This is a genomic window from Streptomyces ureilyticus (genome assembly GCF_011045025.1).
GTDB lineage: Bacteria > Actinomycetota > Actinomycetes > Streptomycetales > Streptomycetaceae > Streptomyces > Streptomyces ureilyticus.
The window spans coordinates 1-1,301 of record NZ_JAAKZX010000462.1; the positions used below are offsets into that span (position 1 = coordinate 1).

The 1,301-nt window shown below is 66.4% G+C and carries 1 protein-coding gene; it reads right to left on the minus strand.

Going from position 1 to position 1,301, the window contains the following annotated elements; all coding sequences use genetic code 11:
* Nucleotides 1-1,301, minus strand: a 1,301-nt coding sequence (locus G6048_RS48135) for an AMP-binding protein (RefSeq protein ID WP_165345902.1), incomplete at both ends; no start/stop codon positions are given.

Sequence of the window (1,301 nt, forward strand, 5' to 3'; positions counted from 1 at the left end):
CACCCACATACAGCTCTCCCACCACACCCGGAGCCACCAACCGCAGCCCCCCATCCAGCACATACACCCGCGTGTTCCACACCGGCCGGCCAATCGGCGGAACCACCCCACCCACCAACACATCACTGACCGAAACACACACCGACGACTCGGTCGGCCCATAGGCGTTGAACATCCGCCGTCCCACCGACCACCGCGCCACCACATCCGGCGCACACGCCTCACCGGCCACCACCAGCACCACACCCGACGGCAACCCATCAGCCGGCAATACAGCCAACGCCGACGGCGGCAACGTCACATGCGTCACCCCTGCCGCCGCTACCAACTCCGCCAGCGCCGGCCCCGGAAGAAGCCGATCCCTGTCCGCCACCACCAACGCCGCACCCGACAGCAACGCCATCACCAGTTCCCACACAGAAGCGTCGAAACTCGGCGAAGCGAACTGCAGCACCCGACTGTCAGGGCCCACACCGAACCGGTCGGCGTGCATCGCACCCATACTCGCCAGCCCGGTATGCGTGACGCTCACACCCTTGGGGCGGCCAGTCGACCCCGACGTGTAGATCACATACGCCGGGCTGTCCGCGCGCAGACACCCAAGCCGCTCGCCCTCAGCAAGGTCGTCACTCGCCACAAAGCCGGCCTCTGCGCCGTCGTAGAGGTCCTCGATCCGGCTACACGGCACCCCCACCTCCGCTGCCACATGATCGGTTTCCGTCGCAGTGAGGACGCAAACTGGATCGGCGTCCTGGAGCATGAACGCAATCCGCTCACTGGGATAGTCGGGGTCGATGGGCAGGTACGCGCCGCCGGCCTTCAGCACCGCCAGCACCGCCACCACCATGTCCACCGAGCGCGGCAACGCCAGACCCACCAGACGCTCCGGACCCACACCCCGCTTCACCAACACCCGCGCCAACCGATTTGCCCGCGCATTCAACTCCCCATACGACACCGACGTGTCCAGGTAAGCGACCGCGACCGCATCGGGCGTTCGCCCCACCTGAGCCTCGAACAGTTGCGGGAACGTCCCGTCCGGGACAGGGCGGGCCGAGTCGTTGTACTCGACCAACAGTCGCTCGCGCTCCGTAGGCTCCAGCACGTCGACGCCATCGATCCGCGCACCAGGATCGGCGACCATCTCCTCGATAACCCGCCGCAACCGCTCCACCATCTGCCGTGCAGAAGCGTCGTCGAACAGGCCGGTGTCGTGCCCGAGTTGAAGCTTCAGTGTCTCTCCGGGCAGTACTGCCAGACTCACCGGGTAATGCGCCGCGTCATGGCCTTCCATGCTGCTA